The sequence below is a fragment of the Blautia faecis genome, from assembly GCF_027662325.1.
GTDB classification, from domain to species: domain Bacteria; phylum Bacillota; class Clostridia; order Lachnospirales; family Lachnospiraceae; genus Blautia_A; species Blautia_A faecis.
Genome location: NZ_JAQDKY010000031.1, coordinates 1 through 331, shown reverse-complemented (window position 1 = coordinate 331; position 331 = coordinate 1). Strand labels below are relative to the sequence as shown.

At 36.6% G+C, this 331-nt stretch carries 1 protein-coding gene; it reads right to left on the bottom strand.

Annotated features, from left to right (window positions below; all coding sequences use genetic code 11):
* The coding region (locus PGQ38_RS13595) for a hypothetical protein (protein WP_270432125.1) at positions 1-274 on the bottom strand (274 nt) is incomplete at its 3' end.
* Between the last annotated feature and the right edge of the window lie 57 nt (positions 275-331).

The following is a 331-nucleotide window of genomic DNA, read 5'->3' as shown; positions in this document are numbered from 1 at the left end:
TGCTACTGGCTTCTGATACAATGTCAGCTATGGTTTTGCGCATAAGCTCTTCAAATTCAGTAATTTCTTCTTTTGGGACAACATCATACAGTGTTGGTGCCTGATGACTTAATTTTACGCCATTTTCATTTGCATCTTTAAGCAGATTCTTAACTTTTTCTCTTGAATCCTCCGGTACTTTTATGTACTCCCACATAAATGCTACCACATCGGACGGTGTGTCTTTTTTAAGTGGTGATAACTGAATATAATCATTGTTTTCGCTCATTTTCATATCCTCCTCACGATATAATAAAATCAATAATGCGTTCTCTTGTCATGTCCAGTACAG